The following is a 24,175-nucleotide window of genomic DNA, read 5'->3' as shown; positions in this document are numbered from 1 at the left end:
ACGGCCCCGCCTCCCGCGGTAAAGCTTCGGCAAAACGCATCGGGACGCGAACGGGCCCCACCGCGGGGTGCGCGGTGGGGCCCGTGGGGCGGGGCCGGGAGTTTGCGGACGATCTCCCGGCCGTCAGCCGGTCACTGCCGTGGCCGTACGGCCATCGGTCGCCCGGCGTCCGCCGGTCAGTGCATGACCGCCGGGAGCGCGGTCTCCTCCTCGGCACCGTCCTCGCTGGAGGCGAGCTTCGTGCCGGCGGCGCCCGGACGGCCTCCGTTGATGGCGGTCAGGGCGATCAGGGAGGCCACCGCCTCGATGCCGACGGCCCACCAGATGGCGTGGGAGTAGCCGTGCACCAGACCCTGAGCCTGGAGCAGCTTCTGCCCGCCGGCCGCGGCCGCGGTGTGCGCGGCCAGGTAGCTGGTGGTGGCGGAGGCCGCGATGGTGTTCAGCAGCGCCGTACCGATGGCGCCGCCGACCTGCTGCGAGGTGTTGACCATCGCGGAGGCGACACCCGCGTCACGCGGCTGCACCCCCTGGGTGGCCAGCGACAGCGCCGGCATGAAGGCCGTACCCAGGCCCAGGCCCAGCAGGATCAGGCCGGGCAGGATCACGCCCGCGTAGGACGAGCCGACCTGGATCCGGGTCAGCAGCAGCATCGCGACGGCGGCGGCCGCGAAGCCCGGGGCCATCAGCGCCCGTGCGGGCAGCCGGGTCACCAGCCGGGCGCCGATCTGCGTGGAGCCGACCACGAAGGCGGTGACCATCGGCAGGAAGGCGAGGCCGGTCTTGACCGCCGAGTAGCCCTGGACGATCTGCAGGTAGTAGGTGAGGAACAGGAACACGCCGAACAGGCCGATGATGGCCAGGCCCAGCGACAGGTACGTGCCGCCCCGGTTGCGTTCGGTCACCACGCGCATCGGCAGCAGCGGGGCCTTGACCCGCGACTCGACCAGCGCGAAGGCGGCCAGCAGGACGCCGGAGGCGACGAACAGGCCGATGGTGGAGGCGGACGACCAGCCGTTGGTCTCGGCGCGCGTGAAGCCGTACACCAGGGACACCAGGCCCAGGGTGGACAGGATCACGCCGGGGATGTCCAGCGGCGAGGAGTTGCGGCCGCCCTCCGGCTCGCGGATCACGAAGTACGCGCCCAGCACGGCGATCGCCGCGAAGGGGATGTTGGCGAAGAAGGTCCAGCGCCAGTTCAGGTACTCGGTCAGGACGCCGCCGAGCAGCAGGCCGACCGCGCCGCCGCCACCGGCGATGGCGCCGAAGACGCCGAACGCCTTGGCCCGTTCCTTGGCGTCGGTGAAGGTCACCGCGAGCAGCGAAAGGGCCGAGGGCGCGAGCAGCGCGCCGAACAGGCCCTGCGCCGCACGGGCGCTGAGCAGCATGGCCTGGTTGCCGGCCGCGCCGCCGACCGCGGAGGCGAGGGCGAACCCGATCAGGCCCAGGGTGAAGGTGCGCTTACGGCCCCACAGGTCGGCCACGCGCCCGCCGAAGAGCAGCAGGCCGCCGAAGGCCAGGGCGTAGGCGGTGATCACCCATTGCTTGTTGGCATCGGATATGCCGAGGTCGTGCTGCGCGCTCGGCAGCGCGATGTTCACGATCGTGGCGTCCAGCACCACCATCAGCTGGGCCAGTGAGATGAACACCAGCGCTTTCCAGCGGCGGGGGTCGGGAAGCCGGGTGTCGGCTGTCTGGGACATGGAGGTAGCCACCTAGGAGCGTTTCGGAGCGTGAGGGAGTACGTCCCGGCGTTCCCGGGCGCCGCTCACGGTGCCGCTGCATCGCGGAACACGGTGCGCCGGGGAAAACGGGGATGAGGAGTCAGTGCGACATATGCGTACGAAAAGGTCGATGAAGGGTCGGCGAAGTCGGCGGGATCGGCGACTCAACAGGTCATGGTCGGCGTCGTTGTCGGCGTCGTGGTCGGCGTCAAGGCCGGCGACTCAGCAGGTCATAAGGGTCATGACGTGGTCGTGGCGGCCCGGGGGGCCGGGGTCGTGGCGGCGGCGGTCCGCAGACCGTCGAGGAACAGCCGCAGATGCCGGTGCGCGTCGAAGCCCATGCAGGTGATGCCGGGCAGCGGCCGCGAGAGCTGCGCCACCGCGACCATCAGGTCGTCGAAGGTGACGTCGTCCCGCAACTGCCCCGTCCGCCGGGCCCGATCCATCACGGTCTCGACGGCGGCCACCAGCCTGCGGTACTGGGCGGCGAGCGCCGGGAAATCCTGCTCCCCGTCGCCTTCGGCGAGCAGCAGGGAGCACATCGCCCCGACGTTCTCGTCCACCGCGGCGTGCGCGAACCGGCGCAGCCCGGCGTACGGATCGGGGTCACCGACCGCGGCCTCCGCGTGGTCCGCACTGCGGGTCACGACGGACAGCACCACTTCGTGGAGCAGCGCCCGACGGTCGGGGAAGTGCCGGTACAGCGTGGCGTTGCCGATGCCCGCGCGCCGGGCGATCTCGTCGAACGGGACCTCGGGGCCGAACTCGACCAGCACCTCGCGGGCCGCGCCGACGATCCGTTCCCGGTTGCGCAGTGCGTCCGCCCTGGTCCGCTGGCCGCGGCGGGCCGCCGGACCCGCGGCCTGCTCGGCGGCCTGTACGGCCACCTGCTCGGCGAATGTCGTCACGACGGACCCTCCTTCCACCGTTCCGGACGGACACCCTCTCGGCATCCGTGGCATGCAACCGGGGAGCGGGTCCCCGGTTATTCATTCACGTGCATGCAAACGGGGACCCCCTCCCCACATATTTCACCTCGGCGATGTGACCTGCGTCACATGGGCGGGTGAGAGCGGGGAGGGGGTCGCGTGCCTGGTCAGAAGTCCTCGCCGAAGGGCCGGGCCTACTCCTCGAAGTCCTCGTCCCCGTCCGGCCCGTCGAACGGGTCCGCGAGGTCGTCGCGGCCGGCCGGGCCCGGCTCCTGGTCGAAGAAGTCGGCGACCCGGTCGGCCAGGGCGTGGTACTCGGCGACGGTCAGCCCCTCGCCGGCGCCGCGCAGCGTCGCCCGCACGACGTGCCAGCGCTCGTCCAGCCGGTTGGCGGCACCCGGAGTCGGCGCGGGCACCGAGCTCGCCGCCCGGCGGTCGGCCTCCAGGGTGCGCAGTAGCGCGGCGGCCTCGCTCCGGCCGGCCTGCTCCAGATCCTCCGGCGTGACCCGTACCGCCAGCGCCATGCGCGCCAGGGTGCGGTCCGGGCCGCGGACCGGGGCCTTGCGACCGCTGACCGACTGATAGCCGGACACGATCTGCCGCCAGCGGCTCTCGCTGATCCGCGCCCGGCGGGCGGCCTCGCGCTGGGAAAACCCGACCCCCTTGAGGGCCGTCGCGATCAGCCTGCCCTCCGGCGGCACATCGGGTGACTCGATGAACGACTGCGTCATGCGCACAGCTTCGCGCAACTACGCAGTTTTGTCCAGTCTCCTGCGCACCGTATTTCTCTGGCCTGCGCAGATGCGCACTACTAGCTGTCACTTCGCGCGGAGTTCGCGCGAACTACTTGCTTCTGCGCCCGACTACTCGCTACTTTGTCCTCATGTCGCCCCCGCGCACCCGCACTCGCACCCGTCCCAGCAGGCTCCACCAGGAGCCGGAAGCGGTCACTTGGGCGCGGGAGAAGGCCGGCCTCACCAAGCGGGCGCTGGCCGACCGCGTCGGCATCTCCGAGCAGCTCATGGGCGAGATCGAATCCGGCTGGCGCAGCGCCACCCCGGCGAACCTCGCCAAGATCGCCGAAGCGCTCAACTGCCCCCTGGTCGCCCTGGAACGCAAGCGCCCCACCGGCCCGGCCGCCCCCGAGCCGGCCGGGCAGTGAGCGCCCCTCAGGTCACGGCCGGGGACCGGACGACCGATCGCTGAGCCGGCGTGCCGCCGGATCCGGACACCGGTCGGGCCCGAAGAGCTTTGGTACGGGCGGGAGTCGAGCGACCTCCGAGCGGTACGGGCCCCGGTGCCGGGAAGGTACGGGACCCGTCGTCCGGTCCGGCGGGACATGTCCGGCACTGCTTCTACGATGTCGGGCATGAATCACGGGGAGCCGGCGACGCGGCTCATCGACGGCCGCTTCGAGCTGCTGCGCCGCCTCGGCGGGGGCGGCATGGGCCTGGTCTGGCTGGCCCGCGACACCGCGCTGGACCGCGAGGTCGCGCTGAAGGAAGTACGCCCGCCCGACCCGGCGGCCGAGGCGGCCGATCCGGAGGCGGCGCGGCAGATGCGCGAGCGGGTGCTGCGCGAGGCGCGGGCGCTGGCCCGGCTCCAGCACCCCAACGTGGTGACGATCCACCACATCGTCGACACGCCCGAACACCCCTACCCCTGGCTGGTGATGGAGCTGGTCAGCGGCGGCAGCCTGGCCGAACGACTGGAGGCCGGACCGCTGACGCCGGCCGAGGCCGCGCATATCGGCCGCGGCGTTCTCGCCGCGCTGCGCGCCGCCCACGCGGCCGGCATCCAGCACCGGGACGTCAAGCCCGGCAACGTCCTGCTGCGGCCCGCGCCCGACGGCGGGCCCGACACCCCGGTCCTCACCGACTTCGGCATCGCCGCCGTCCACGGCGCCACCGCGCTCACCATGACCGGCGCGCTCATCGGCTCCCCGGAGTACATCGCCCCCGAACGCATCCGCGGCCAGGAGGGCGACCCCGCCTCCGACGTCTGGTCCCTCGGGATGATGCTCTACGTGGCGGTCGAGGGCAGCCATCCGCTGCGCCGCGGCTCCACCCTGGCGACCCTGGCCGCCGTCCTCGACGAGCCCCTGCCGCCCCCGGTCCGGGCGGGCGCCCTCGCCCCGGTGCTGGCCGCGGTCCTCGCCAAGGACCCGGCCGCCCGCCCGGACCCGTCCCACCTGGACACGCTGCTCGCGGCGGCGTCGGCCGGCGCAGTACGTGGCACCCCACCGCCCGGCGCCACGGGACACACCACCGGCTGGCACCTGGCCGCCCCGGCCGGGGGCGCCGCCGCCCAAGCCGCCTGGCCGGGCACCGACACACCGGCCCCCGGCGGAACCCCGGCCCCGGCGTGGCCCGGCACCCCCGACCCGGCGCAGGGAGGTTCCTGGCCCGGCACCCCGCCGCCGCCCGCCGGACACGGCACACCCGACCCGGCGCAGGGAGGTTCCTGGCCCGGCACCCCGCCGCCGCCCGCCGGACACGGCACACCCGACCCGGCGGCGCAGGCCGGAGCGTGGCCCGTCGCGGACGCTCCACCCGCGGGCTACGGCACCCCCCGTCCCGCGGGCCGGCACGCCGCGTGGCCCGCGCCGGACGAGCCGCGGGCCGCCGGGTGGGCGCCGGCCGACGGCTCCGGTGGCATCACGCCCTCCGGGCCGCACCCGGGCCGGCCCAGCGGAAACACCCCGGCGCCCGCGTGGCCCGGCGCCCCGCAGCCGCCCGCAGGGCACAGCACCCCGAACCCGGCAGCTCAGGCCGGGGCCTGGCCCGTAACGGACACCCCGCCCGTAGGCCACGGCACACCCAACCCCGCGGCACAGTCCGGGGCGTGGCCCCGTACCGACACCCCGCAGCCCGCCTTGAGGCAGGGCGCCCCCGGGCAGGGGGGATGGGCCGCGCCCGAGGGGCCGCGAGCGACCGGGTGGGCGCCGGCCGGGGGCGCTGCCCAGGCCGCAGGCGCCGGGGGAGCCGTGCCCGGGGCCAATGGCGGGCAACCCGCGCGGTGGGGCGGGGCGGCCGCGCAGGGCTACGGGGCGTCAGGGGCCGTGGAAGGCGGCGCGGCAGGCGCGCGGTGGGCGCCGCGGCCGGGTCGGCGCAGACGCGGCACGACGGTGGCCCTGTCGGTCACCGCCGTCCTCCTCGCGGGCGTCCTGATATGGGCGATGGGCCACGGCCGGAACCGCGACGACAGCGCGGGCAACGGCACGCCCGGCACCGTACGTCCCCCGGCCTCCGCCGCCGGCGCGGGCAAGGGCACCGGCAAGGGCGGCAACCCGGGCTCCACCTCCGCCGCCGAGCCGCCCGCCGGGCAGACCCCGGACATCCCCGCGGCCGGGAACCTGCTCACCCCGGCCGGGGTCCGGTCCGCCGTGGCCGCGCTCACCCCGCACCTGCGCGACCACCGGGTCAAGCAGCTCGTCGTCTACTCCCAGTTCGCCAGCGCCGAGGCCCCCACCAAGGCCGACGCGAGCCTCTACGACCAGTTCGTCTACCGCGACGGCGACGTGACCTCCTCCCCCGGCGGCACCATGAGCTCCGACGACGGCACCGTGGACCTGCGGCAGTACGACTGGAACGTGCTGCCCGGCCTGCTGAGCAAGGCCACGAAGACGCTCAATGTGCCGCACCCCACGATGCGCTACATCATCGTCGGCCCCGACCTGTTCACCGGCGCGCCCACCATCAGCGTCTACCTGACCGACGGCTACGGCGCCGGCTACCTCTCGGCGACCCCGCGCGGCAAGATCACCCGCACCTATCCGCGCGGCTCCTGACCGGTCTCCCCCGCGGGCTTCGGCCGCCGCCGTCCGGCTGATCCGGGGGCGCGTCGGGCGGCGCGCGGCGGGCGGGCGGCGGGGACGGGTATTACGTTCGTGGCTCCCGTCCCCTGCGGCTCTCCGTGGAGATCATATGAACGGCATCGACCGCCGATCCGTCCTGCTGGCCGGTCTGGGCGTCGCGGCCGGCGCCGGCACCCTGGGCGCGGCTGGCCCGGACACCACGGCGGCACCGCACCCGGACCCCACCGCTGCCGCCGCGCCGGCCCCCGCCGGCACGACCGGCACCACCGGCCAGGAGCGGCGGGTCCAGCTCGGCGCGGCGCCCGCCACCGTGGACCTGGGGGCCGGGATCACCACGCAGACCTGGGCGTTCGACGGCCTGGTGCCCGGCCGGGAGCTACGGCTGACCGCCGGGGACACCCTGGTCGCCGAACTCGCCAACCGGCTCCCCGACCCGGCCGGCACCGCGGTGCACTGGCACGGCCTGGCGGTGCCCAACGCCATGGACGGCGCCCCGCCGGTCACCCAGCGCGCGGTCGGCCCGGGCCAGACCTTCACGTACCGCTTCACCGCCGCGACCCCGGGCACGTACTTCTTCCACCCCCACATCGGGGTCCAGCTCGACCGCGGGCTGTACGGGGCGCTGATCATCGAGGACCCGCACGAACCGCTCGCGTACGACGACGAGTGGGTGGTCGTGATCGACGACTGGCTCGACGGGATCAACGGCGCCACCCCGGACCAGGTGCTGGCCGACCTCACCACGTCCGCGGGCGCGTCGACGATGGCCGACGGCATGCGGGACGGCGGCCCGGGCACCTCGACCGGCCGTCCCGGCGGCCAGTCCGGCGCCGCGTCGAGTGGTCAGTCCGGCGGCACCGGCCTGCTCGGCAGCCCCGGCGGATCGGTCACCTACCCGTATCACCTGATCAACGGCCGGGTGCCGGCCGACCCCGCGGTGTACACCGGCACCGCCGGCCACCGGGTGCGGCTGCGGCTCGTCAACGCCGGTTCGGACACCGCCTACCGGGTGGCCCTGGGCGGCCACCGGATGACCGTCACCCACACGGACGGCTATCCGGTGGAGCACCTGGACACCGACGCGATCCTGGTGGCCATGGGCGAGCGGTACGACGTGCTGGTCACCCTCGGCGACGGGGTGTTCCCGCTGGTCGCGCAGGCCGAGGGCAAGACCGGCAGCGCGCTGGCCCTGATCCGTACCGGCGCGGGCGCCGCGCCCGCCGCCGACGTGCGCCCGGCCGAGCTGTCCCGCAATCTGCTCACCGCGCACCGGCTCTCCGCCGCCGGGGACGTACGGCTGCCCACCCGCCCCGATGACGTGACGTACCAGGTCCGGCTGACCGGCAGCATGGCTCGCTACGACTGGTCCATCAACGACCGCCGGTTCGACATGGCCGACCCGACGGCGAACCCGTTCCAGGTGGCCAAGGGCCAGCGGGTCCGGCTGGACTTCGCCAACCGCAGCGACATGTGGCACCCCATGCACCTGCACGGCCACACCTTCCAGCTCGGCACGGCCGGCACCGGCGCCCGCAAGGACACCGTGGCCGTGCTCCCGCGCCGCACGATCTCGGTCCGCCTCGACGCCGACAACCCCGGGAAGTGGATGCTGCACTGCCACAACGTCTACCACGGCGAGACGGGGATGATGTCGCTGCTGACGTACACCACCTGACGGCCGGGCAGGCGCCGGGCATGGGCGTGCTCGTCGGGACCTCGGGATGGCAGTACCGGGACTGGCGCGGGACGGTGTACCCGGCCGGCGTGCCGCAGCGGCTGTGGCTGGAGGAGTACGCGCGGCGGTTCACCACCGTGGAGAACAACAACGCCTTCTACCGGCTGCCCGCGAAGGAGACCTTCGAGGCGTGGCGGGACCGCACCCCGGCCGGCTTCGTGATGGCGGTCAAGGCAAGCCGCTACCTGACCCACCTGAAACGGCTGCGGGAGCCGGCCGAGCCGGTGGCCCGGCTGATGGACCGCGCCGCCGGGCTGGGCGAGCGGCTGGGCCCGGTGCTGCTCCAACTCCCGCCGGACTTCCGGGAGAACGTGCCCGCCCTGGACGCCTGCCTGCGCTGCTTCCCGCGCGGCGTGCGGGTCGCGGTCGAACTGCGTCACGCCTCCTGGTGGGAGGCCGAGCGCGAACTGCGGGCCGTCCTGGAGCGGCACGGCGCCGCGCTGTGCTGGGCCGACCGCGGGTCGCGCCCGGTCACCCCGCTGTGGCGCACGGCCTCCTGGGGATACGTCCGCTTCCACGCCGGCCGCGCCCTGCCCTGGCCGCGGTACGGGCGCCAGGCGCTGCGGACCTGGGCCGAGCGGATCGCCGGCACCTGGGCCGACGCCGAGGACGTGTACGCGTACTTCAACAACGACCCGGGCGGCGCGGCCGTCGCGGACGCCGTGACCTTCGCCCGCGCGGTGGCCGCGGCGGGGCGGACGGTGAGCCGTACCCCATGAGGCCCGTCGCCTCGTACCGCCGATCGGCTGATCCGGGCCGCGCGGGGCGGAGTGTCGCGGGCGGCGGGCGGGAGGAGCGACGGACCTTGAGGACGCCCGTGGCGCCGCGGCGCGGCCCCCGCGGGTGAACCGCTGCCGCCCCCTACGGACCTCGGAGTCCACGTATGCGCCTGCTCGCGCGCGGTGTGACCGCCGCCGCACTGCCGCTCGCCCCGCCGGCCGCGCTCCCCCATGCCGAGTACGCCGAAGGCCCCGGGCGCGGGAGCCGCGTCAGGGGCCTTCGTGCCGGCCGGTGGTCAGTCGTCCGGTGGTCAGTCGCTCGGCCGGGTCGGCCGGTCGTGCGGTGGATCAGTCGGTCCGCCCTTGAGTCAGTCGGCCGTCCAGGCGGTCCACGACATGTTCCAGCCGTTGAGGCCGTTGCTCGGGTCGATGACCTTGTCGGGCGAGTTGACGACCTGCACCACGTCGCCGATCAGCGAGTGGGCGTAGAACCAGGCGGCCGGGGTGCTCGGGTCGCCGGCGCCCTTCACGTCGTGCAGGCCGACGCAGCCGTGGCTGGTGTTCTCGTGCCCGAAGGTCGAGGTCGGCCGCCAGTAGTTGCCGTGCACGAAGGTGCCGGAGTCCGACAGCCGCATGCCGTGCGGGACGTCCTTGATGTGGTACGCGTTGCCCAGGCCCACGGTGCGCGAGTCCATGTCGACGAACATGGACTTCTCCTCGATCACCATCTTGCCGTTGTACGTGGTGTGCTGCGCGTCGCCCAGGCTGGCCGGGAAGGTCTTGTAGAGCGAGCCGCCCCGGTAGATCTTGAGCGTCTTGGCGGTGTTGTCCGCCACCGAGGTCTGCGAGCGGCCGACGACGAAGGACACGTCCTTGGACTGCTGGCCGTAGACGCCGGGCGACATCTTCACGCCGTTGAGCCGCAGGTGCAGGGTGACCTTGGTGCCGGGCGCCCAGTAGTGCTCGGGCCGGAAGTCGATGCGCTGGTTGCCGAACCAGTGGCCCACCACGTCCACCGCCGGGCTGGCGGTGACGGTGATCCCCTTGTGCACTTCGGCCTGGTTGATCACCGGCTTGTTGAAGTGGATCGACACCTCCATGCCCACGCCGTAGGTGGCACCGGAGTCGATGTTGAAGTTGCCGTAGTTCACGGCCGACGGGGTCAGCGTGGTGAACGAGGACTGCTGCGCGGTGCTGAGGCCGGCGGCGTCGGTCGCGGACGCGGACACGCTGTAGTGGGTGTGCGTGTGCAAGGTGACGCCGGCGGCCGGCGTCCAGGTCGTGCCGTCGGCGGATATCGATCCGTCCACGGCGCCGTCCGGACCGGTCACGGTCACCTTGGTGAGCTTGCCCTTGGCCGCCGAGACGTGCAGCGCGCCGGTCGTGTCCACCCCGGTGGCGCCGTTGGCCGGCGCTATGGTCACCGATGCCTGGGAGGTCGGCGTGGTACTGGTGCTCCCGGGGGCGGCACCCTTGCCGTCGTCGTGGCTCTTGCTGCCCGAGCCGGAGTTGCCGCCGCAGGCCGTGGCCCCGAGCAGCAGCGCGCCGACCGCGAGTGCCAGCAGTCCGCGGCCCGTCCGGCGGTGCCGGCGCATGGTCATGGTGCCGGCTTCGCTGCTCTCGCCCCCCGCGGGGGCCCTGTCTATTGCGACGGAGTCCGCCGTCCGTACCGTTCTCAATCGAGTCTCCCCATCTCGCCCATCGCATTGTAGGAGGGCAGGCTGTGCTTGTGCGGTTGCGGCTGTTGCGAGGCTGATACGACCCCGACACGACTCGGCCACTGTCCGGAACCGGTCGCCCACCGCGCCCGGCCCCCACCAGGTACAACGCGCCGACCCCCCGATTACGGCTCAACTTCTCGCCTGTGTGCATCCTTTGGCCCGTCTCGTGCGTCTTTTGATCGAGCCGCACCGCAACTCCATGCGGCGGCACATCAGGGGCATTTGGAGCATTTATCTTGAAGACCGGCATCACGGCCATTCGTCGCGCCTCTGCGGTCCTGGTGACCGCCGGCGCCGTACTGACCGCGGGCGCGCTCGCCGTACCCGCCCAGGCCGCCACTCCCGCACCGCCCGCGATCTACGCCAAGGGCGGCTACGTCATGAACAACGCGACGGGGACGACGTACTACACCAAGGCCGCCGACACCCGCCGTTCCACCGGCTCCACCACCAAGATCATGACCCTCGAGGTGGTGCTGCGGCAGCGCAACCTCAACCTGGATTCCAAGGTCACGGTCCAGAAGGCGTACAGCGACTACATCGTGGCGCACAACGCCTCCTCCGCCCACCTGATCGTCGGCGACAAGCTGACCGTCCGGCAGCTGATGTACGGCCTGATGCTGCCGTCCGGCTGCGACGCGGCCTACGCGCTCGCCGACAAGTACGGCGTGGGCACCACCCGCGCGGCCCGGGTCAAGCAGTTCATCGGCCAGATGAACGCCACCGCCAAGTCGCTGGGGCTGAAGAACACCCACTTCGACTCCTTCGACGGGATAGGGAACGGGAACAACTACTCCACGCCCCGTGACCTGACCAAGCTGGCCAGCACCGCCATGAAGTCCGGTACCTTCCGCGCGGTGGTGCGCACCAAGTCCACCAAGCAGAAGGTCACCACGAAGACCAACGGCTACCGCTACTACACCTGGACCAACACCAACACGCTGCTCGGCACCTACGCCGGCACCATCGGCGTGAAGACCGGTTCGGGTCCGCAGGCCGGCTACTGCCTGGTCTTCGCCGCCACCCGCGGCAGCCGTACGGTCATCGGCACGGTCCTGGCCTCCTCGTCCATCACCAACCGCGCGACCGACGCGAAGAAGCTGATGGACTACGCCTTCAAGCGCTGAGCGCCCGAGGCACCGAGTCCCTGAACGCCGGTCCGGCCGGCCCGCACCCGCGGGCCGGCCGGACGCGTCTACGGGGGCGGGCCGGTCGTGAATCCGGGGGCCGGTCGGTCGTGGGCGCTGGGCCCGCGCCGCGCCTATTGCGACAGGTCGTCGATCCGGGATAGCGGTTCGCGCAGCACCCCGGCGAGGCGGGTGGTGGTGGCGGGGGTCAGGCCGAACCGGGCCCGGCGCAAAGTGGGCGCCTCGGTGGCGATCAGGTCGAGGTCGCGCAGCTGGCGGCGCAGCTCCTCGGCGCGGGCCTCTTCGGGGTCGTCGGCGAAGTCCTCGTCCTGCGGCGGCAGTTCGGTGGCCGCCTCGATCGCGTGGCCGCTGACGAAGAGGGCGAAGTCGTGGCAGCCGTGCATGTACGCCTCGGCCGCGTGCAGCACCGCGGCGGCGGCGTGCTCGTCGGCGTCGTCCGGCCCGTCCGGGCCCTCGTTGTGGCAGTACGGGCCCAGGTAGTAGGTGCCCAGGCCGCGCTTGATGCTGTCGAACGCGGCGGCGTCGCCGAGTGCCCCGTCCCACACCGCCTCCAGCAGCGGGCGCAGGCCCAGCGTGAAGGGGCGGCGCTCGTCGGCGGGCAGCGCCTCGTGGGCCAGCATCAGGCGCTGCGCCGCCGCGGCGCAGAACACCGCCCGCTCGCCGTCCGAGGCCGCGGCCAGCCGGCCGGCCACCGTGGTGTCCAGGTCCTTCCACACATGCATCACCGCGCATCCTGCCACCCCGGTGCTCCCCGGTGCGGGACCCCGGGCCGCTCGGCCCGGAACCCGCACCGGCCGGCCGTCAGAAGTTGATCATGTGACCGGACAGGCCGTGCACCGCCTCCTTCACCGCTTCGCCCAGCGTCGGGTGGGCGTGCACGTTGCGGGCCACCTCGTGCACGGTCAGGTCCCACTGCTGGGCCAGGGTGAGCTCGGGCAGCAGTTCGGTGACGTCCGGGCCGACCAGGTGGGCGCCGATGATCTCGCCGTGGGTGTTGTCGCTGATCAGCTTGACGAAGCCGGTCGGGTCGCCGAGGCCGTGCGCCTTGCCGTTGGCGGTGAACGGGAACTTGACGACCTTGACGTCGAAGCCGCGCTCGCGGGCTTGGGCCTCGGTCCAGCCGAAGCTGGCGATCTGCGGCTGGCAGTAGGTGGCCCGCGGGATCATCACGTAGTCCAGCTCCATGGTCTCCGCGTCCGCGATGGTCTCGGCGGCGAGGATGCCCATGGACTCGGCGGCGTGCGCCAGCATCAGCTTGGCGGTCACGTCGCCGATCGCGTAGATGTGCGACTGCGAGGTGCGGCAGCGGCCGTCCACGTCGATGGCGCCGCGCTCGGTGAGCTTGACGCCCGCCGCCTCCAGGCCGTATCCCGTCACGTTCGGCGCGAAGCCGATCGCCTGGAGCACCATGTCGGACTCCAGCACCTGCTGGGTGCCGTCCTTGGTGGTGACGGTGACCTTGACCCGGTCGCCGGAGTCGTCGATGGCTTCCACCCGGGTGGAGGTGAGCGCGTCGATGCCCAGCTTGCGGTACTGCCGGGCCATCTCGGTGGAGACCTCGGCGTCCTCCAGCGGGGCGAGCCGGTCCAGGAACTCCACGATGGTGACCTTCACCCCGTAGTTGTGCAGCACGTACGCGAACTCCATGCCGATCGCGCCGGCGCCCGCGATCACGATGGACTGCGGGAGCTGCTCGCTGAGGATCAGCTCCTCGTACGTCACCACCCGCCGGCTCAGCGAGGTGCCGGGCAGCAGCCGGGTGCTGGCGCCGGTGGCGATGATGCAGTGGTCGAAGCCGATGGTCCGGGTGCTGCCGTCGGCCTGGGCGACCTGGAGGGTGTGCGGGTCCAGGAAGGTGCCGCGGCCGTCGATCTCGGTGATCGCGTTCTTCTTCATCAGGTAGTGGACGCCCTTGACCCGGCCGTCCGCGACCCGGCGGCTGCGCCGGAACGCCTCCCCGTAGTCGAAGGTGATGGGGCTCTCCGAGCTGATGCCGAAGGTCTTGGCCTCCCGGGTGACGATGTGGGCCAGCTCCGCGTTGCGCAGCAGGGCCTTGGTGGGGATGCAGCCCACGTTCAGGCAGACGCCGCCCCAGTACTTCTGCTCGACCACCGCCACCCGCTTGCCCAACTGGGCGGCGCGGACGGCGGCCGTGTAGCCGCCGGGGCCCGCTCCGAGTACCACCACGTCGAAGCGCTCGTCCATGAGGGTTCCTTTCCGGTGAAAGCGCCGATGCACCGATCATGCGCCTCCGCACGGTGCGTGCGTCGGGCACCCTGTGGATAACCCGGTCCGGGCGGCTGAGCGGGTCGGACACGCGCCCAGCCTAATGCCCCGCGGTCAGGGCCCGGTTGACGCGCCGCGGACCCCCGGCCGGATCCCGCGGGGCGTCCGGCAACCCTCCGGCAAGCTTCCGGCACCCCCTGATCACCCCCCGATTGCGCAAAAAGCCAACAGAGACCCGTACGTGGCCTGCACGTAGCCGAAATCAACCTGCACGAACCTTGTGAAAACGGAAGTGCGCCCCCTACTGTCACCTCACCTCGATGGCGTGGGAACCGACAGAAACGAGCGTGCGATGTCACGGAGCAGCAGCGGCGACGGGCGGCGGCGCCCGGCAGGACCGCGGCGAAGAGCCCTGGTGGCGGTGGTCACGGCCACCGCGGCGGCGGCCGGCCTCGGCCTGATCAACGGCGGCACGGCGCTGGCCGGACCGCGCCCCGGCGGCAGCGCGGGAACCGGCGGCGGGGCCGGACCGGTGGTCACCCGCGCCGCCCTGGACCCCTCCCTCGTGGCCGGCCGCGGCGCGGCCGTGGACTTCACCGAGCAGGAGGCGGAGAACGCGGTCACCAACGGCACGGTCATCGGCCCGGGCCGGTCCGCGTACACCCTCCCCGCCGAGGCCTCCGGCCGTGAAGCCGTCACCCTCGGCGCCGGGCAGTACGTGGAGTTCACCCTGCCCAGCGCGGCCAACGCGATCACCGTCCGCTACAGCATCCCGGACGCCCCGGCCGGCGGCGGCCTGACCGCCCCCCTGTCGGTCACGGTGAACGGCGGCAACCGCCACACCATGACGCTCACCTCGCAGTACGCCTGGCTCTACAACGAGTACCCGTTCACCAACGACCCGGGCGCCGACATCCTCCACCCCGACTGGTGGATGACCGAGTGCGGCTGCGTGCCGAACGCCACCACCCCGGCGCCCGTCGTCGACAAGCCGTTCCGGCCCAACCACTTCTACGACGAGCAGCGCCTGCTGCTGGGCCGCACCTACCGGGCCGGCGACAAGGTGCGCCTGGCCGTGCCGGCCGGCGGCAGCGTGCCCACCACGATCGACCTGCTGGACTCCCAGCTCGTCGGCGCCCCGAAGGCGGACCCGGTCGCGGCGAACGTGCTCGCCTTCGGCGCCGACCCGACCGGCCGCCACGACTCCGCCGACGCCATCGACCGGGCCATCGCCTTCGCCAAGCGGGCCCACCTCAAGGTCTACATCCCGCCGGGCACGTACCAGGTGAACCGGCACATCATCGTGGACCGGGTGACGATCGAGGGCGCGGGCAACTGGTACACCGTCATCAAGGGCCACCAGGTCGACCTCGCCACGCCTGCTCCGGACGGTTCGGTGCACAGTGGTGTCGGCTTCTACGGCAAGGACGCCTCGGCGGGCGGCAGCACCGACGTCCACCTGTCCGGTTTCGCCATCGAGGGCGACGTGCGCGAGCGCATCGACACCGACCAGGTCAACGGCATCGGCGGCGCGCTCAGCGACTCCACGATCGAGGGCCTGTACATCCAGCACACCAAGGTCGGCATGTGGTTCGACGGCCCCATGCACAACCTGCGGATCACCGGCAACACGATCGTCGACCAGATCGCGGACGGCATCAACTTCCACACCGGCGTGACCGACTCGGTGGTCTCGGACAACTTCGTCCGCAACACCGGTGACGACGGCCTGGCGATGTGGTCGGAGAAGACCGAGGACGCCCGGGACGTCTTCGACCACAACACCGTGCAGACGCCCGTGCTCGCCAACGGCATCGCGGTCTACGGCGGCACCGACAACACGGTGTCCGCCAACCTGATCGCCGACCCCATCCGCGAGGGCAGCGCCCTCCAGGTCGGCTCCCGCTTCGGCGCCGAGCCCTTCACCGGCCACCTGTGGATCACCGGCAACACCACGGTGCGGGCCGGCACCTATGAGCTCAACTGGAACATCGGCCTGGGCGCGATCTGGTTCTACGCCCTGGAGCGCAACATCGACGCCGACATCCAGGTGAGCGGGGACAACTTCCTCGACAACACCTACAACGCGATCATGCTGGTCAGCGACTTCCCGGTGAAGGACCTCTACCACATCTCGGGCGTGCACTTCTCCGACATCCATGTGGACGGCACCGGCACGTCCGTGGTCAGCGCCCGCAGCGCGGGCAGCGCCACCTTCTCCAATGTCGACGCCCGCAATGTCGGCGCCGTGGGCATCAACAACTGCGGCTCGTTCAACTTCACTCCGGCCGGCTCGGAGTTCACCGTCACCGACCTCGGCTCCAACGACGGCGGCGGCACCACCGGCCCCTGGATGGCGCCCTGGGAGCTGCCCAACACCATCACCTGCGACGACCGCCCGGCGGTCGTCCCGCCGCCGGCCCCGACGGCCTGGTGACCGGCTGCCTGGTGACCGGCCGTCGCGGGTCCCCCGCGGCCCGGGCCTGAACCCCCATGACGGAACCGCCCTTTCCGGCCCGCGCCGGAAGGGGCGGTTCCGTCGTTCCGTACCGCGCCTCGGACGCTCGGCTCCGTACGCCTCTTATGCGCTCCGTCCGCTCACAGCCGCGGGTGCAGCAGGGTGGACGGCGCCGCGCCGCGTTCCGGGCGGGGCAGCGGGGTGGCCGGGAGCCGCGGCAGCCGGGTGCCGGGCCGGGCGGCCAGCAGGAAGTTCCACGGCTCGGGGGTGCCGGCGGGCGGCCGGAGCGGGCAGCCCTGCGGGGGCGCCGGGGTCGCGTACGGGACCGCGTGCAGGCCGGCCGCGGCAAGGGTGGCGCGCAGCGTCCACAGGGTGTGCGGGGACCGTCCCGCGGGCACCGCCACCCGCCCGCCCGGCGCCAGCGCGCGGGCGGCCAGGCCGAAGAACTCCTCCGAGTACAGCTTCGCCGACGCGGTCGGCCCGGGCCCGGGCAGATCCGCGACGATCACGTCGTACCGGGGCTTCCCCGGCCCGCGGTCGCGCAGCCAGCCGAACGGGTCGGCGCTGACCATACGCACCCGGGGATCGGCGAACACGCGCCCATTGAGCGCGGAAAGCGCCGGATCGGTGCGCCCCAGCCGTATCAACTCCGGGTCCGAGTCGACCACCGTGACGTCCCGCACCCCGGGGTGGGCGAGCACCCGGTGCGCGGTGAGGCCGTCGCCGCCGCCCAGCACCAGGACGCTGCCGAAGCCGTCCGTACGCGCCGGCGCGCTCGTACGGTGCGCGTCGCCGGGTTGCGGGCCGCGGCTGGGCGCCGGGGTCAGGGCGGGGTCGGCCAGGGCGTGGTGGTAGGGGTCGGCGGCCGTCCCGCAGACCCGCAGCCGGCCGTCGAGGAACAGCCGCAGGCCCTCGGGGTCGTCGGCGGAGCCGGTGAGCACGATCTCCTGGACCGGGCTCTGCCGGACCACCCGGACCAGGCCGCCGTAGACCGCGTGCCTGGCCGCGCGTTCGAAGGGCTGTGCGGTGGCGGCCGCGGTGCCCAGCAGTGCCAGCACCAAGAGGTTGACCAGCAGCAGGCGGAAGCGCGCGGCTGACGACAGGTCGTCCCGGAACAACCACAGCACAATGGCGCTGCCCGCCACCGCGTTGACCGCACCCGTCACAAGGGCGCCGCTCAACTGCCCGAAGTGCGGCAGGAGAAGGAACGGGAAGGCCAGGCCGCCGGCCAGCGCCCCCACGTAGTCGGCGGCGAACAGGTCGGCGACCGCGCCGCCCGCGTCCTGGCGGCGGATGCGCTGCACCAGCGTCATCAGCAGCGGCACTTCGGCTCCGGTCAGCAGCCCGATCGCGTAGGCGCACCCGATCACCGCCGGTCTGGTCTGCCCGTACCAGGCGAAGCAGGCGTACATCGCCATGGCCGACAGCCCGCCGACCAGCGCCAGTACGGCCTCGACGGCGGCGAACGCGATCGCGGCGCGGGCCCGCAGTCTCTTCGCCAGCAGCGAGCCGCACCCCATGGCGAACACCATGACCGACAGCACGAGCGACGCCTGGGTGACCGAGTCCCCGGTCAACGACGTCGCAAGGGCGACGAGTTCCAGTTCGTACACCAGGCCGCAGGCGGCGCACACGAAGACGGCGCCGAGCACAAGGGCGCGGGCCGCGGCGGCGGGCACGGGCAGCGCGACGCCGCGCGGGCGATCGGGACGGTCGGAGCGGTCGGGGGCGGGCCGGTCGGGGGCGGGCCGGTCGGGGGCGGGCCGGTCGGGGGCGGGTCCGCCCGGCTCGGCGGCCGTGCACGCCCCACCGGGCACCCCGGACGTACCGGGTGCGGCGGCCGGCGCCCGGGATCTCGTCGGCGCCTCGGAGCAGTCCGGGAACTTCTCCCGTTCCGGCTCGGCGGCGCCCGTGGGCCCCTGGGTCGTACGGCCACGCTGGTCGATCATGAATGCACGCTATGTCAGGTTCGCGCCCTCATCGGTCACCCACAGGGGTGGCATCGAGGCGTCAAACCGGCGCTGTGGAGCGCGTTCGCCGAGCCGGCCCGGAAAACGCGCCCCCCGCCCGCCGGGTCACGCCGGGTCACGCCGGCGGCACCGTCACCTTGGTGCGGGTCGTCACCAGGCGCCCTTCTTGCGGGTACGAGTGCCAGGTGCGCCAGCGGACGCTGCCCTGGCCGCACTGGACGAGCATCGCGGTGAAGGCGTTCGGGTCGCCGGGGAAGGTGCCGGCCAGGCCGAGCGGGTGGTCGGCCACCAGTGCGAGCAACTCCTGGGCGCGGCCCTCGAAGGTGCCGCGCGGCAGGGTCTCGATGCGGGCCCCGAACTCGTACTCCCAGGCGCCGACCCGGCGGGCCACCCCGAAGGGCAGGGGCGCCTGGCTGCCGGGCATGCAGGCCACCGTCTCCGAGCATTCGCCGGGCGCGGCCGACACCAGCACCTGGTGGGAGGCGCCGAGCAGGCGTAATTCGACGTGTGCGCTCAAGCCCCCGCCGTCGCCCACCTCCAGTCCGCGCACGGCGAGCGCGGGAAGCGCGGCTCTGCCCAGTGCCCAGGCGAGGTCACCCGCGCGGGTGTCGGTGTAGGCGGTCTGAAGGGTGGTGAGCATGGATGGGCTCCGCAAGCACGAAGTGAAGCAGTGACGTTCGGGCACACGGGGGTCGAGCACGCGATGGAGGGGGGACCCGCACCGCCCCGAAGAGGCCTGCCCCTGAGGAGGTGCGCCGGCTCGTGTCCACGTGGGGTCCAGGGATCTGCGCCGGGATCCGCTAGCTACGGAATCACGAAAGGCGAGCCCTCCTCAGCGTTTTTACCCATCTGTGCCCAGTTTCCATCCCTTGGAGCGCTTAAGAGTTCAGGTGTTCATATTTGACCGTCCCGTGATCACTCCGGCCCACCCGGACCCCACCAAGTGATCACATCCGCCTGCCGGACTGTCCGGCACGCCGCGCGGCCGGGTTGTCGGGGCACCGAGCCCGCGGCGAGGATGGCAGCCGGACGCCGAGACGAGGAGCCGCCATGGACGACCGGCCACTGCTGAACCGCAGGCTGCAGGGCCTGGGCACGACGATCTTCGCGGAGATGTCGGCGCTGGCCGCCGCCACCGGGTCGATCAACCTCGGCCAGGGCTTCCCGGACACCGACGGCCCCGAGGCGGTACGGGAGGCGGCGGTACGGGCGTTGCGCGACGGGCGCGGCAACCAGTACCCGCCCGGCCCCGGCGTCCCCGAACTGCGCACCGCGATCGCCGACCACCAAAAGCGCTTCTACGGGCTCGCGTTCGACCCCGACACCGAGGTGCTGGTCACCGCGGGCGCCACCGAGGCGATCGCCGCGGCCATGCTCGCCCTGCTCGAACCCGGCGACGAGGTGATCGCCTTCGAGCCGTTCTACGACTCATATGCCGCGTGCATCGCGATGGCCGGCGCGACCCGGGTCCCGCTCACCCTGCGCGCCCCCGACTTCCGCCCGGACCTGGACGCCCTGCGCGCCCTGATCACCCGCCGCACCCGGGTGCTCCTGCTCAACTCCCCCCACAACCCCACCGGCATGGTCCTCACCCGCGAGGAGGCCAGGGCGATCGCGGCCCTGGCCGTCGAGCACGACCTCCTGGTGGTCACCGACGAGGTCTACGAACACCTGGTCTTCGACGGCGAGCACATCCCCCTGATCTCACTGCCCGGCATGCGCGACCGCACGGTCTCCATCTCCTCCGCCGGCAAGACCTTTTCCTTCACCGGCTGGAAGGTCGGCTGGGTCACGGCCTCCGCTCCCCTGGTCGCCGCCGTCCGCACCGCCAAGCAATTCCTGACCTACGTCTCCTCCGGCCCCTTCCAGTACGCCGTCGCCGAAGCCCTCACCCTCCCCGACACCTACTACACCGCCTTCCGCGACGACCTGCTCACCAAGCGCGACCTCCTCGCCACCGGCCTCCACGACGCCGGCTTCACCGTCCACACCCCCCAGGGCACCTACTTCATCACCACCGACATCGCCCCCCTCACCGACTCCGACGCCCTCACCTTCTGCCGCACCCTCCCCAACCGCTGCGGCGTCGTCGCCGTCCCCAACTCCGTCTTCTACGACCACCCCACCGCCGGCCGCACGCAGGTCCGCTTCACCTTCTGCAAACAACAACGCATCCTCACCGAGGCAGCCGACCGCCTGCGGAAGGCATTCAACGGCTGAGCGGGAAGGGGCACAGAACAACAGCTTCGGACGTATCCGCACAGAGGGCTGCAAGCCCGCCGCTCTTGCAGCGCTCGCAGAGAGCAGAGGAGTACGTTGTCGCGAGGTGCCGATGAAACAAAACGCGGCCGGCGGCGGTACAAGTAGCTGATCGGCCGCCTGAGGCGTTGCGGTTCCCGTGGCCAGGCAGCCAACGCTTCATCCTCCACATGTTGGCGCCCGACTGTACAGCCACGGAGTACCCAACCGCCGCCCTTTGCATCGGGGAGAACGCTGGGCACTTTGGTGACAGGATGGCTCCATGGTGCTTCAGGTGGGGGTCAGGGCGCTCCAGAAGAGACGAGATCAACTGCGCGACTCCGCGGAGTCAATAGATTCGAACGGTACGCTCGGAGACGTAGCCACTGTCTGTCTTCTCTTATTCTATGCCGCCGAGTGCGGGCTCAAGGAGCGACTGCTCGTCCGGCGAGGGCAGCGCGACTCCACGGGGTTGGAGCCCACCCACGACCTTCGCAAACTGGCCAAGGAACTGCGGCTGCCTAGGGCCATGGGGGCACAGCTCGACCGACTTCAGAGTTGCAGAATGCACCCGCCCACGCGTGGCGCCATCGCGCTGGCCGATCTCCATCAAGCATGGCGCTATGGTGCAAAGCTTGATTCTACGGACGAGGAGGACGCCCAGAAAGCCCTTCGCTCTCTGATCAGATGGTGCGAGCAAGACTAGGGGTAGGAGTACGAGGTCGTGGCCGAACTAACCGAGGTAGAAGGACTGGCTCCTCCCGAACACCTATTCACTTGGGTGGACGTGGAAGAGCACCTGGCTCTCCTGGCGGCAGCGGGCCGGTGGCCGCGTTGGCTGCAAGCGGCGGATGGCTGGTGGGACTGCCTCGAACTTGTCATTGCCCCCGGCACGGATGCCGAAGAAGTGAAGCAATGGCTGGACGAAGCTTTTGGGGCGGGTTCGACCGAGTGGCGCGACGGCACTCTGGTGCTAGGGCTCGACGATCCACGGACGAGCGAGTTTGTCGGCTTGCCCGTCATGCTCAGCCCCGAGCCAGAGAACTCCCACCAGCCGCGCCGTGTCCCGCTGCTACGCGAGAAGCACATCACCCGGCAGTTGGCCCACTCACTGCAAAGGCCCGTCGACGAGTTCTTCGCCGGCGAAGTGCAACTGGTGGCGTTCCACTCGTTCAAGGGCGGAGTCGGGCGCACCGTCCACGCCCTCGCCATGGCTGACGCCGTGGCCCGGCGCGGTGGCAGCGTCCTACTGATCGACGCCGATCTTGAGGCTCCCGGAATCACGTGGATGCATAGAGCCCAAGGTGGACAACTCGACTTCTGCTACGAGGACCTGCTTGCTTTGTTGCAGGGAACCGAGGACGGCAACTGGTCGGCGGCCGTGGACATCGCCGCCGCATATCTGCCAAACCAGCAGGTCGGCCGGTACACCAGTGGGGGACGTGTAACCGTGGTCCCGACCAGTCGAAGGCCGCTGCTCGGTCCGCCCCGGATCGACCCGGCGGATCTACTGACGCCGGGCCGTTCCCCGTACTTCGTCACTGAAGCGCTCGCGGCGCTCGCTGCCCGTGTTGGCGCAGACACCGTCGTCGTGGACTTGCGAGCAGGAGCTACCGAGTTGTCCGCACCAGTGCTGCTCGACCCCCGTGTTCAGCGCGTTTTCGTCACCACTTTGAGCCACCAGTCACTCGCCGGAACCGAGAGGCTGCTAAGACAGCTGGGGCACCGAGCACCAACGCTGCAGGGTGTCGACCCGGCGAGTTCTGTGATCATCACTCAATATCGACAAGATGTACATGAGGACCAGGCGGAACGAGCGCGTAACGAGCTGGGCAGTGCGCTGTTCGAATCGCTCAGATGGCCGGACAATGAGCCAGATACTGAAACTCACGACGGCAGTGAGGTAGACACTGCCCTCCTTTCCCAGCCGCTGCTCAGCCCATTTCGAGAGGAGCTGCTGGCACTCCCTTCGTCCTGGGACGCTGTCATGCGAGTGCTGGCGAGCTGCAAAGTAGCCGATATTCTCGAGCCGATCGTGCCTACGCCGGTCTCACCAACCGCTCCCGAAATAGAAGAGTTGGAGGCCGTCGATCACGCCACGCTACGCAGCCGACTGGCGGAGACCGCTCGTCGATTCATTTACGCCGAACGAGAGGGTATGTCGTCGGCCAGCGGCTTCCTGGTGACCGATTCGCTGCGTAGGCTGCTGGGCGATCACCGCACAGAGCCACCCTTGGCCCTCGTGGTGGGCGCCAAGGGCGCGGGCAAGACCTTCATGTACGCGAAGGCATGCGCAGCTCAGTCCTGGGACAAGTTCGCCGAGCAGTCCGGCATCGAGGACGTTCAACTGGCCGTACCTGTAGTTCCGGTACTTGAATCGGACAGCCTGGAGTATGACAACCTGACGACGCAGGACCTGCGGAATGCGTTCGTGGCAGGACACAGCGGAGGGCCGGGGGAAGCTGCCACGTCTCAGGAAATCAAGGACCGGTTGAAGGCAGGGCTTGCGACAATCAACGAGCAGGACGAGATCCGGTGGCGGCACTTGTGGCTCGAGTGTCTGGCTATCGCGGCAGGTGTGCGGCTGACGGATAGTGGCGGCGCGGAAGCCGCTCTCACTGAACTCGGCAGGCGAGCACGGGCGGTGTTTGTCATCGACGGACTCGAGGACCTATTGCAGTCACTCGATAACGAGTCCAAGCGCACCGCACTGCGCGTGCTGCTGATCGACGTTCTCGCCTGGCTGCGTTCGCTGCGGGGGCGTCCTCTTGGATTGGTGGTCTTCGTCCGTCAGGATCTGGTGACACGGGCGGTCCGCCAAAACAGCGGACAACTCCTTGCCCGATACGATCCCTATGCACTGCGCTGGGACAAGGAAGAGGCACTGCGGCTTGCACTGTGGGTGACTGCTCACGCCAACGCACTGCCCACACCCGTAGCCAAGTCCGAGATCACCGAACTGTCCTACGACGAATTGGTGGATACCCTCATCCCGGTATGGGGTTGGAAGATGGGAACAGAGAAGTCCAAAGAGGCGCGTTCACACCTCTGGGTGCCCGCTGCCCTCGGGGACTTCAATGATCAGGTGCAGGCCAGGGACGTTGTCGTGTTTCTGGCCGAGGCGGCACAATTGTCAATTCCTCAGACCGCATGGGAAGACCGCGTACTCGCACCAGGGGCAATGCGCAAGGCACTACTCGCGTGCAGTACAAACAAAATCGATTCGATCCAGCAGGAGAACCAGGAAGTCGGCGAATTGTTGAGCCGGCTACAGCAGGTTCGTCAGCCAGTCACAGTACCCTTCGACTTGGAGGAGGTAGGCGTCTCAGTACAGGACGCAGACTTCCTCGTGGACTCCGGGGTTTTCGCTCGAGGCAACGACGGTCGCTACTGGGTAGCTGAAATCTACCGACATGGCCTAGGGTACGGCAGCGAGCGCAGGGCGAAGGTGCTGTGGCGACGGTAGACCTGCCACTGCCGCCAACGGATTACG

At 71.3% G+C, this 24,175-nt stretch carries 16 protein-coding genes; 8 read left to right on the top strand and 8 right to left on the bottom strand.

Features of this window, described 5'->3' with window-relative positions; genetic code table 11:
• Window positions 1-176: 176 nt before the first annotated feature.
• The 3 genes from ITX44_RS37845 to ITX44_RS37835 form a co-directional block, all read right to left on the bottom strand.
• The gene (locus ITX44_RS37845; protein WP_205363992.1) at window positions 177-1,700 is read right to left on the bottom strand and encodes an MFS transporter; all 1,524 of its coding nucleotides are present in this window, start codon (window positions 1,698-1,700) and stop codon (window positions 177-179) included.
• A 260-nt stretch (window positions 1,701-1,960) separates the two neighbouring features.
• Window positions 1,961-2,629: a TetR/AcrR family transcriptional regulator gene (locus ITX44_RS37840; RefSeq protein ID WP_372441090.1), complete on the bottom strand. Its 669-nt coding sequence runs from the start codon at window positions 2,627-2,629 to the stop codon at window positions 1,961-1,963.
• A gap of 215 nt (window positions 2,630-2,844) precedes the next feature.
• Window positions 2,845-3,381: a helix-turn-helix domain-containing protein gene (locus ITX44_RS37835; protein ID WP_205363988.1), complete on the bottom strand. Its 537-nt coding sequence runs from the start codon at window positions 3,379-3,381 to the stop codon at window positions 2,845-2,847.
• A gap of 152 nt (window positions 3,382-3,533) precedes the next feature.
• Between ITX44_RS37835 and ITX44_RS37830 the strand changes: the two genes are divergently transcribed.
• The 4 genes from ITX44_RS37830 (at window position 3,534) to ITX44_RS37815 (ending at window position 8,921) form a co-directional block, all read left to right on the top strand.
• Window positions 3,534-3,812, top strand: coding sequence for a helix-turn-helix domain-containing protein (locus tag ITX44_RS37830; RefSeq protein WP_205363986.1), 279 nt, complete (start codon window positions 3,534-3,536; stop codon window positions 3,810-3,812).
• 207 nt (window positions 3,813-4,019) lie between these two features.
• The gene (locus ITX44_RS43165; protein WP_372441089.1) at window positions 4,020-6,440 is read left to right on the top strand and encodes a serine/threonine-protein kinase; all 2,421 of its coding nucleotides are present in this window, start codon (window positions 4,020-4,022) and stop codon (window positions 6,438-6,440) included.
• 136 nt (window positions 6,441-6,576) lie between these two features.
• Entirely contained in the window at window positions 6,577-8,142 is a 1,566-nt protein-coding gene (locus ITX44_RS37820) for a multicopper oxidase family protein (RefSeq protein ID WP_205363984.1), read from the top strand.
• A gap of 20 nt (window positions 8,143-8,162) precedes the next feature.
• A complete protein-coding gene (locus ITX44_RS37815; protein WP_205363982.1) occupies window positions 8,163-8,921 on the top strand; it encodes a DUF72 domain-containing protein in 759 nt (252 codons plus the stop codon).
• Between the two features lie 368 nt (window positions 8,922-9,289).
• Here the strand turns inward: ITX44_RS37815 and ITX44_RS37810 are convergent, their stop codons facing one another.
• On the bottom strand, window positions 9,290-10,522 hold the full coding sequence (locus ITX44_RS37810) for a L,D-transpeptidase (protein ID WP_205363981.1): 1,233 nt from the start codon (window positions 10,520-10,522) through the stop codon (window positions 9,290-9,292).
• A 356-nt stretch (window positions 10,523-10,878) separates the two neighbouring features.
• Here ITX44_RS37810 and ITX44_RS37805 point away from each other — a divergent pair, with 356 nt between their 5' ends.
• Entirely contained in the window at window positions 10,879-11,769 is an 891-nt protein-coding gene (locus ITX44_RS37805; protein WP_205363980.1) for a D-alanyl-D-alanine carboxypeptidase family protein, read from the top strand.
• 134 nt (window positions 11,770-11,903) lie between these two features.
• On the opposite strand, the gene ITX44_RS37800 is transcribed toward ITX44_RS37805, so the two are convergent.
• Both ITX44_RS37800 and lpdA read right to left on the bottom strand, forming a co-directional pair.
• Window positions 11,904-12,512 (bottom strand): hypothetical protein, encoded by a 609-nt coding sequence (locus ITX44_RS37800; RefSeq protein ID WP_205363979.1) that lies wholly within the window; start codon window positions 12,510-12,512, stop codon window positions 11,904-11,906.
• A 79-nt stretch (window positions 12,513-12,591) separates the two neighbouring features.
• The gene (gene lpdA, locus ITX44_RS37795; protein WP_205363978.1) at window positions 12,592-13,995 is read right to left on the bottom strand and encodes a dihydrolipoyl dehydrogenase; all 1,404 of its coding nucleotides are present in this window, start codon (window positions 13,993-13,995) and stop codon (window positions 12,592-12,594) included.
• Between the two features lie 373 nt (window positions 13,996-14,368).
• Here lpdA and ITX44_RS37790 point away from each other — a divergent pair, with 373 nt between their 5' ends.
• Window positions 14,369-16,453, top strand: a complete 2,085-nt coding sequence (locus tag ITX44_RS37790) for a glycosyl hydrolase family 28-related protein (protein ID WP_205363977.1) — start codon at window positions 14,369-14,371, stop codon at window positions 16,451-16,453.
• Between the two features lie 161 nt (window positions 16,454-16,614).
• On the opposite strand, the gene ITX44_RS37785 is transcribed toward ITX44_RS37790, so the two are convergent.
• The gene (locus ITX44_RS37785) at window positions 16,615-18,423 is read right to left on the bottom strand and encodes a spermine/spermidine synthase domain-containing protein (protein WP_236062383.1); all 1,809 of its coding nucleotides are present in this window, start codon (window positions 18,421-18,423) and stop codon (window positions 16,615-16,617) included.
• A gap of 136 nt (window positions 18,424-18,559) precedes the next feature.
• On the bottom strand, window positions 18,560-19,084 hold the full coding sequence (locus ITX44_RS37780) for a DUF2617 family protein (RefSeq protein WP_205363976.1): 525 nt from the start codon (window positions 19,082-19,084) through the stop codon (window positions 18,560-18,562).
• A 410-nt stretch (window positions 19,085-19,494) separates the two neighbouring features.
• Between ITX44_RS37780 and ITX44_RS37775 the strand changes: the two genes are divergently transcribed.
• Together ITX44_RS37775 and ITX44_RS37770 are read left to right on the top strand one after the other, a co-directional pair.
• A complete protein-coding gene (locus tag ITX44_RS37775) occupies window positions 19,495-20,664 on the top strand; it encodes a pyridoxal phosphate-dependent aminotransferase (protein WP_205363974.1) in 1,170 nt (389 codons plus the stop codon).
• Between the two features lie 742 nt (window positions 20,665-21,406).
• The gene (locus tag ITX44_RS37770) at window positions 21,407-24,148 is read left to right on the top strand and encodes a KGGVGR-motif variant AAA ATPase (RefSeq protein WP_307795670.1); all 2,742 of its coding nucleotides are present in this window, start codon (window positions 21,407-21,409) and stop codon (window positions 24,146-24,148) included.
• Window positions 24,149-24,175 lie beyond the last annotated feature (27 nt).

Source organism: Actinacidiphila acididurans (assembly GCF_016918855.1).
GTDB lineage: Bacteria > Actinomycetota > Actinomycetes > Streptomycetales > Streptomycetaceae > Actinacidiphila > Actinacidiphila acididurans.
This window is presented reverse-complemented; position numbering and strand designations above follow the sequence as displayed.

Excerpts from the sequence above, each read along its gene's own strand:
- ITX44_RS37845 (WP_205363992.1), bottom strand. The coding sequence starts at position 1,700 with ATGTCCCAGACAGCCGACACCCGGCTTCCCGACCCCCGCCGCTGGAAA.
- ITX44_RS37835 (WP_205363988.1), bottom strand. The coding sequence starts at position 3,381 with ATGACGCAGTCGTTCATCGAGTCACCCGATGTGCCGCCGGAGGGCAGG.
- ITX44_RS37830 (WP_205363986.1), top strand. The coding sequence starts at position 3,534 with ATGTCGCCCCCGCGCACCCGCACTCGCACCCGTCCCAGCAGGCTCCAC.
- ITX44_RS43165 (WP_372441089.1), top strand. The coding sequence starts at position 4,020 with ATGAATCACGGGGAGCCGGCGACGCGGCTCATCGACGGCCGCTTCGAG.
- ITX44_RS37820 (WP_205363984.1), top strand. The coding sequence starts at position 6,577 with ATGAACGGCATCGACCGCCGATCCGTCCTGCTGGCCGGTCTGGGCGTC.
- ITX44_RS37815 (WP_205363982.1), top strand. The coding sequence starts at position 8,163 with ATGGGCGTGCTCGTCGGGACCTCGGGATGGCAGTACCGGGACTGGCGC.
- ITX44_RS37810 (WP_205363981.1), bottom strand. The coding sequence starts at position 10,522 with ATGACCATGCGCCGGCACCGCCGGACGGGCCGCGGACTGCTGGCACTC.
- ITX44_RS37800 (WP_205363979.1), bottom strand. The coding sequence starts at position 12,512 with ATGCATGTGTGGAAGGACCTGGACACCACGGTGGCCGGCCGGCTGGCC.
- lpdA (WP_205363978.1), bottom strand. The coding sequence starts at position 13,995 with ATGGACGAGCGCTTCGACGTGGTGGTACTCGGAGCGGGCCCCGGCGGC.
- ITX44_RS37790 (WP_205363977.1), top strand. The coding sequence starts at position 14,369 with ATGTCACGGAGCAGCAGCGGCGACGGGCGGCGGCGCCCGGCAGGACCG.
- ITX44_RS37785 (WP_236062383.1), bottom strand. The coding sequence starts at position 18,423 with ATGATCGACCAGCGTGGCCGTACGACCCAGGGGCCCACGGGCGCCGCC.
- ITX44_RS37780 (WP_205363976.1), bottom strand. The coding sequence starts at position 19,084 with ATGCTCACCACCCTTCAGACCGCCTACACCGACACCCGCGCGGGTGAC.
- ITX44_RS37775 (WP_205363974.1), top strand. The coding sequence starts at position 19,495 with ATGGACGACCGGCCACTGCTGAACCGCAGGCTGCAGGGCCTGGGCACG.